The sequence below is a fragment of the Aminobacter sp. P4_D5 genome, assembly GCF_056401815.1.
Genome location: NZ_JBFUIP010000017.1, coordinates 48,298 through 54,538, shown reverse-complemented (window position 1 = coordinate 54,538; position 6,241 = coordinate 48,298). Strand labels below are relative to the sequence as shown.

The following is a 6,241-nucleotide window of genomic DNA, read 5'->3' as shown; positions in this document are numbered from 1 at the left end:
CTTCCGCTTGATGAGATGACAAGCAGGCCTTTGGCGCAAGCAATGGCCAGAAGATCGCCTCACGAGGCCTCACAATGCAGGTCGGGGCAGTCGTGGWCATTGCCAACCGAGGCTCCGGCACGGTCGACCACGCGAATGCCGACCGGCAGCTCGTCCGGCTTTTGCTGGTTCGGCTCCGTAATCAGGACATGATCGCCAAGTGCCACGGCGACGCCGTGGTGCGGTGCTGCGGTCGCCACCTCGCGAATGGCCGGCCTACCCTCCAGAATGTCGGCTTCGCGGGTGACACGGGCCTTGCCTTCGCCATCGAAGAACAAGGCGATATCGCCATCATGGTCGACGAAATGTGAGGGCTTTTTGCCCTCGAACGCGACATCGAGCAATTTCGGCGCTTCGACGTGGATGTCGCCGTGATCGCCATGGTCGCCGAACGAAATGCCGCTCGACAGAACGGAGATCACATCGCCTTTGCCTTGCACGGCAAATACAGTGCGGCCACTGTCGGAACGGTAGAGACTGGACGGTGCTTTTACGTTGAATGTGTCGATCTTTGTGCCTGTTTCCATGTCGATGGCGTGGATGACCGGCGCGGCATGATCGGAGACGAAGAGCCGCCATGCGGTCTTTTCTTCGGCAAAGGCAGGAATGACGGAGATGCCGAGCAACATGGCAAGTCCCGACGTCGTGGCGAGCAGATGTTTCATGTTTTCCTCATAATGTTATTACATAACGGACTGGTTTGAAGAAAAAGGCGAGGTTTTTGCCCCCGCCTTGATTCAGGCTGGTTAATCGGACCCTTGCTCTGGGCTGGTGGCGACCGGCAGGGCCGATTGCAGGTCGAGGGCGATCAGCTACCGAGGATCGCGCCCTTGATGATGGCGATGTTGGCTTTCATCATGTCGATGTAGGTCGCAGCCGGGCCATCGGCCTTGGACAGCGCGTCGGAGTAGAGCGTGCCGCCGATTTTCACGCCGGTTTCGGCGGAAATCTGCTCTACCAGGCGCGGATTGGTGATGTTTTCAACAAAGATCGCCGAAGCCTTGTCGCCGCGAACCTGCGAGATCAGAGCGGCCACATCGGCAGCCGATGCCTCCGCTTCGGTCGAAATGCCCTCGGGCGCCAGGAAAGTGATGCCATAGGCGTTTTCGAAATAGCCGAAGGCATCGTGCGAGGTGATGATGGTGCGCTTTTCCTCAGGGATCGAAGCAACCGCAGCCTTTACGTTGGCTTCGGCAGCGTCGAGCTTGGCCGTGTAGGAAGCGGCATTTGCCTTGTAGCTATCGCAGCCGGCGGCATCGGCGGTGCAAAAGGCATCGGCGATGTTATTCACATAGATCTTGGCGTTGGCGATCGACTGGAAGGCGTGCGGGTCGAGGTCGCCGTGGTTTTGATGACCGCCGCCCGCCTCTGCGGCATGCTCATGCTCTTCCTTCATCTTGATCGGCTCGACGCCCTTGGTCAGCTCGACCACCGAAGCCTTGGTCGCGCTCGCCTCGACAAGGCGCTGCAGGAAACCTTCGAATTGCAGGCCGTTGACCAGAACGACGTCGGCCTTCGACATCTTCACCGCGTCGGCAGGCGAGGGCTCGTAAACATGAGCGTCGCCGTCGGGACCGACCAGCGTGGTCAGATCGATGCGGTCGCCGCCGACATTCTGGGCGAAGTCGCCAATGATCGAGAAGCTCGCCACGACTTTCAGCGGCTCGGCAGAGGCTGAAGTCGCAGCGAAAGAAGTTAATGTTATAACGCTCATCAGCGAGGCGTAGCCAATTGTTCTGAGCATAGGTCTCTCCATGTTGACGTGGATCAGGCGGTGCGGTGGCGGTGGCGGCGAAGCTTGGTGTTGAAGACGCCGCGCGTGCCGAAAAGTATGGAAGTGAGGTAGATCGCACCTGCCGATAAGATGATCGCCGGGCCTGAGGGCAGCGAGGCGTGATAGGAAATGAGCAACCCGCTGACGCAGGATATCGCACCGAAGCCGAAGGCGAGCACGCACATCGGTTCGACGCGCGACGTCCAGAAGCGTGCGGCAGCAGCCGGCAGCATCATCAGGCCAACCGATAGCAGCGTGCCGAGCGCCTGGAAGCCGCCGACGAGGTTGAGCACGACAAGGCCGAGGAAGATGAAGTGCACTGGCGTGCCAAGTCGGCTGACCGAACGCAGGAATAGCGGGTCGAGGCATTCAGCGACCAGCGCGCGCCAGAAAACGGCAAGCGTCAGCAGCGTGATGCCCGAGATCAGCGCGATCAGGGTCAACGCGTCATTGTTGAGTGCGAGCACAGTGCCGAACAGCACATGCATCAGGTCGACGCTCGATCCGCGCAGCGACACGATCAAAACGCCGAGCGCCAGCGAAATCAAATAGAACGCTGCCATGGACGCGTCCTCGCGCTGCACGGTGAAGCGCGACACCGCACCAGCACCGAGCGCCACGATGACGCCGGCAATCAGCCCGCCGATGGTCATCGGCACGATCTGCAGGCCATAGAGCAGGAAGCCTGCGGCAGCACCGGGCAGGATGGCATGGGCCATGGCGTCGCCCGTCAGGCTCATGCGCCTAAGCATCAGGAACACGCCGACAGGGCATGAGCCCAGCGCCAGCAGCAGCGAACCGGCAAGCGCGCGCTGCATGAAGCCGAATTCGACAAAGGGGGCGATCAGGAAATCATACATGGCGAGGTTCACGCTGCCCGGGGGCCGGATTCATGGTCGGGACGATCATGGACCTCGCCGTGATCGTGATGGTGATGCTCGTCGTGAGTATGGGGATGCGCATGGGCATGGCCATCATCCGGCTCGCACCAGGGCGCATCGTCGTGCCAGGCCTCGTCGAAACGCCTAGCCTTGAGCAGGTTTTCCGGCCGTAGCGCTTCGAGTGTTTCGCCCCAGGCCACCGGCTGGCGCGCCAGCAGCAGCGTGTTGGGAAAATGGGCGCGCACCAGGTCGAGGTCGTGGGCGACAACCATCACCGTGCGGTTTTCGCCGTGCCAGCGCTTGATGAGTTTGATCAGGTCGCCGACGGTCTTGGCGTCGACCGCGTTGAACGGCTCGTCGAGCAGGATCAGGTCCGCGTCCTGCACCAGCACGCGGGCAAACAGCGCCCTTTGGAGCTGTCCGCCGGAGAGCGTGTCAAGCGCACGTTTTTCAAAACCTTCGAGGCCAACGGCCATCAGCGCCTTGGACACGGCTTCGCGGTCTTCGCGGCTGTAGCGGCCAAGCAGGCCGCGCTTGGGCCAAAGGCCAAGGGAGACGAGGTCCACGACACGGGCAGGAAAGCTGCGGTCGAGCTCCGATTGCTGCGGTAAATAGGCGACGCGCTTGCCTGGCGCTACCGTGCAGGCGCCGGCCATCGGCTTCAACACGCCGACAATCCCCTTCATCAGCGTGGATTTGCCCGAGCCATTGGCGCCCACGACAGCGGTCAGCGAGCCACTCCTGATCGAGCCATTGAGGTGATGCACCGCTGGATGGCTGCTGTAGCCCAGCGTCAGATCCTTGAATGTCAGGCAGGCGTCGGTCATCGGCTCATGGCTCAGCTGCGGCGAAGTCGTAATTGGATATGTGATGTTATTACATTAGTCAACGAGCGCGACCCGACAATCCGGTGGATTTATCTAGCAAATCCGGTGGGGCAGTGCGTCTGGCCTACGGAAATCCATCGTTGCGGCCTTGCGCCGGGGGGCAGGCAAAATCTAAGAAGGCGCCACCCCTAACGGAAGGAGACCACCATGAGCATTCGTCGTATCGATGTCGGCCCGCGCATGAGCCAGATCGTGATCCACAACAACACGGTTTACCTGGCTGGCCAGGTTGGAGCACCGGGCGAGAGCGTTGCCGCGCAGACCAAGGCCATCCTGGCCGAGATCGACGCCCTGCTGGCCAAGGCAGGCACGGACAAGACCAAGATCATCCAAGCGATCATCTGGCTGTCCGACATGTCGACCTTCGCCGAAATGAACTCGGTGTGGGACGGCTGGGTGCCGCAGGGCAACACGCCTGCGCGTGCTACCGGCGAAGCCAAGCTCGCAGGCCCGGAATACAAGGTCGAGATCATCATCACGGCCGCTGCGTAAAGCAGAATTACGGAATGGCCCGCTTCAGCTGTCTGACGGCGTGAAGCGGGCCACTACCGCGTGCGCATTCGCCGGATAGGTGAAGCGCACATGAGTGACGGGGCGCTCGGCGCTCCAGGTTCGCCTTTCGATGACAAGGCAAGGCGCGCCGGCTGCCAGATTCAGATCAGCAGCGATCTCGGCATCAGCAGCAGCGGCACGGATGACGTGCTCGGCCGCACTCCACGGCACCTGGCCGATCAGCCACGGCCCAGGCGCGGATTTGCGAAATTCTTCATCAGCTGCTTCTGGCACGGCGGCCAGATTGATCAGCCGGTCTTCAATGCAGAACGGCCGCACACCGGCGTAGTGCAGGCATTGCAGCGCCAGGACCAGGCTTGGGACTGACGCGCCCGGTCCGAGCCGCTCGCGGTCGAGCGATGTGGCCCGCCGCTTTGACTGCGAGATCAGCTCATAGCGGTAGGGCAGGCCAAGCGCCTCGACTTCGATGCGGATATCGTGGATTTCGAGCACGGCGGCCTGCGACTGTGGCCGGCGCACGAAGCTGCCTGACCTTCGCCTGCGCTCGATCAGCCCGGCCTTGGCGAGCTGCGAAAGCGCCTTGTTCACGGTCATGCGCGAGCAGCCATATTCTTCGGTCAATTCGTGCTCAAAGGGAATGCGGTAGCCGGGCTCCCATTCGCCCGAAACGATCCGGTCGCGGATATCGTTGAGGATGCGCTGGTAGAGCGATGTCGAGGCATCGCTGCTTACCGGCTCTTCAACAATCTCCGCCATCGAATCAGGCACCAGAATTTTCCTCAGTTACGCCGCCGTCAGTTCCATCATCACGTTGCGGAACCTAGCCGCAATAGCGTCGCGGCGGAAATGCGCGCCACCCGAAACGAGCTTGCGGCCGTGCACCCACACAGAGTCGACTTTGCCGCCCCGGGCGAAGATCCAGGCGTCCAGGATGGCGGCCCCTGATTTGCCGGCGAGCGTCGGATGGTCGGGGTCGAGCGAGACGAAGTCTGCCGCCGAACCCGGTGCAAGCACTGCCGGACCAGCGCCGAGCGCCTGCGCGCCGCCGCCGAGTGCGGCATCGAACAGCGCGCGGCCGGTCGATTGGCCAGGGGCGGCAAGCACGTTGCGGGCGCGGAGGGCCAACCGCTGCGAATATTCGAGCATGCGCAGCTCATCAGCGACGCCGATCTCGACATTGGAATCAGAGCCGACGCCAAACTTGCCGCCATGTTCGACAAACAGCGGCGCTGAAAAGACGCCGTCGCCGAGATTGGCTTCGGTGATCGGGCACAGTCCGGCAACCGCGCCGGTCCTGGCCATCGCGACCGTTTCCGCCTCGGTCATGTGGGTGGCGTGGATCAGGCACCAGCTTTTGCCGACATCGGCGTGTTGCAGCAGCCACTCGACGGGCCGCGCGCCGGACCAGGCAAGACAGTCCTCGACCTCTTTGACCTGTTCGGCGATGTGGATGTGGATCGGCCCGCTGGTCATGGCGGTGACGGCGGCGAGTTCGTCTGGCGTTACGGCACGCAGGCTGTGCGGCGCGAGGCCGAGCACGGCACCGTCGATACCTGTGAGAGCTTCGCTGCACTTCTCAAAAAGCTTTGCGAAGCGATTCGTATCGTTGATGAATCGCCGCTGGCCTTCGTTGGCGGGCGCGCCGCCAAAGCCGGAATGCGCGTAGAAGACGGGCAACAATGTCAGCCCTATGCCGGTCTTGACGGAGGCAGCGGCGATGCGCTCGGCCATCTCGGCGATGTTGGCATAGGGACTGCCGCCGCGGTCGTGGTGAAGATAGTGGAACTCGCCGACACGCGAAAAACCTGCCTCCAACATCTCTACGTAGAGTTGCGCGGCGACCGCCTCGACCTGTTCGGGAGTCATTGCCAGCGCAAAACGGTACATCACCTCGCGCCACGACCAGAAACTGTCGGACGAAGGGCCGCGGATTTCGGCGAGGCCTGCCATGCCGCGCTGGAAGGCGTGGCTGTGCAGATTGGGCATGCCGGGCAGGACTATCGCGTGGCGCTCATCGCCGGATTGCGTCGTGGCTCCCGCTTCCACCTTGTCGATGCGGCCGCCAGAAAGCGTCAGCCTGACATCTCGTTGCCAGCCATCTGCCAGAAGCGCTTGCTCCGCGAAGATTGTCGCCACCATAATCTCCT

General features: G+C 62.3%; 7 protein-coding genes. 1 reads left to right on the top strand and 6 read right to left on the bottom strand.

What is annotated here, in order from left to right; genetic code table 11:
• Positions 1-59: 59 nt before the first annotated feature.
• The 4 genes from AC1DWF_RS06435 to aztA all read right to left on the bottom strand — a co-directional run bounded on the left by AC1DWF_RS06435 (position 60) and on the right by aztA (position 3,521).
• Positions 60-704 carry a hypothetical protein gene (locus AC1DWF_RS06435; protein WP_476841531.1) on the bottom strand — a complete coding sequence of 215 codons (645 nt, stop codon included), beginning with the start codon at positions 702-704 and terminating at the stop codon, positions 60-62.
• A gap of 143 nt (positions 705-847) precedes the next feature.
• Positions 848-1,783 (bottom strand): zinc ABC transporter substrate-binding protein AztC, encoded by a 936-nt coding sequence (aztC, locus tag AC1DWF_RS06430; protein WP_476804402.1) that lies wholly within the window; start codon positions 1,781-1,783, stop codon positions 848-850.
• A gap of 23 nt (positions 1,784-1,806) precedes the next feature.
• A complete protein-coding gene (gene aztB / locus AC1DWF_RS06425; protein ID WP_476785073.1) occupies positions 1,807-2,673 on the bottom strand; it encodes a zinc ABC transporter permease AztB in 867 nt (288 codons plus the stop codon).
• A gap of 8 nt (positions 2,674-2,681) precedes the next feature.
• On the bottom strand, positions 2,682-3,521 hold the full coding sequence (gene aztA, locus AC1DWF_RS06420; protein WP_476785074.1) for a zinc ABC transporter ATP-binding protein AztA: 840 nt from the start codon (positions 3,519-3,521) through the stop codon (positions 2,682-2,684).
• Between the two features lie 207 nt (positions 3,522-3,728).
• On the opposite strand from aztA, the gene AC1DWF_RS06415 reads away from it, so the two are divergent.
• Positions 3,729-4,073: a RidA family protein gene (locus AC1DWF_RS06415; protein WP_109574489.1), complete on the top strand. Its 345-nt coding sequence runs from the start codon at positions 3,729-3,731 to the stop codon at positions 4,071-4,073.
• Positions 4,074-4,097: 24 nt separating this feature from the next.
• On the opposite strand, the gene hutC is transcribed toward AC1DWF_RS06415, so the two are convergent.
• Positions 4,098-4,850, bottom strand: a complete 753-nt coding sequence (hutC, locus tag AC1DWF_RS06410; protein WP_476785075.1) for a histidine utilization repressor — start codon at positions 4,848-4,850, stop codon at positions 4,098-4,100.
• Between the two features lie 27 nt (positions 4,851-4,877).
• A complete protein-coding gene (locus AC1DWF_RS06405; protein WP_476788628.1) occupies positions 4,878-6,230 on the bottom strand; it encodes a formimidoylglutamate deiminase in 1,353 nt (450 codons plus the stop codon).
• Positions 6,231-6,241 lie beyond the last annotated feature (11 nt).

Bases quoted from the DNA above. Each gene is read 5' to 3' on its own strand.
- aztC (WP_476804402.1), bottom strand. From the start codon at position 1,783: ATGCTCAGAACAATTGGCTACGCCTCGCTGATGAGCGTTATAACATTA.
- aztB (WP_476785073.1), bottom strand. From the start codon at position 2,673: ATGTATGATTTCCTGATCGCCCCCTTTGTCGAATTCGGCTTCATGCAG.
- aztA (WP_476785074.1), bottom strand. From the start codon at position 3,521: ATGACCGACGCCTGCCTGACATTCAAGGATCTGACGCTGGGCTACAGC.
- AC1DWF_RS06415 (WP_109574489.1), top strand. From the start codon at position 3,729: ATGAGCATTCGTCGTATCGATGTCGGCCCGCGCATGAGCCAGATCGTG.
- hutC (WP_476785075.1), bottom strand. From the start codon at position 4,850: ATGGCGGAGATTGTTGAAGAGCCGGTAAGCAGCGATGCCTCGACATCG.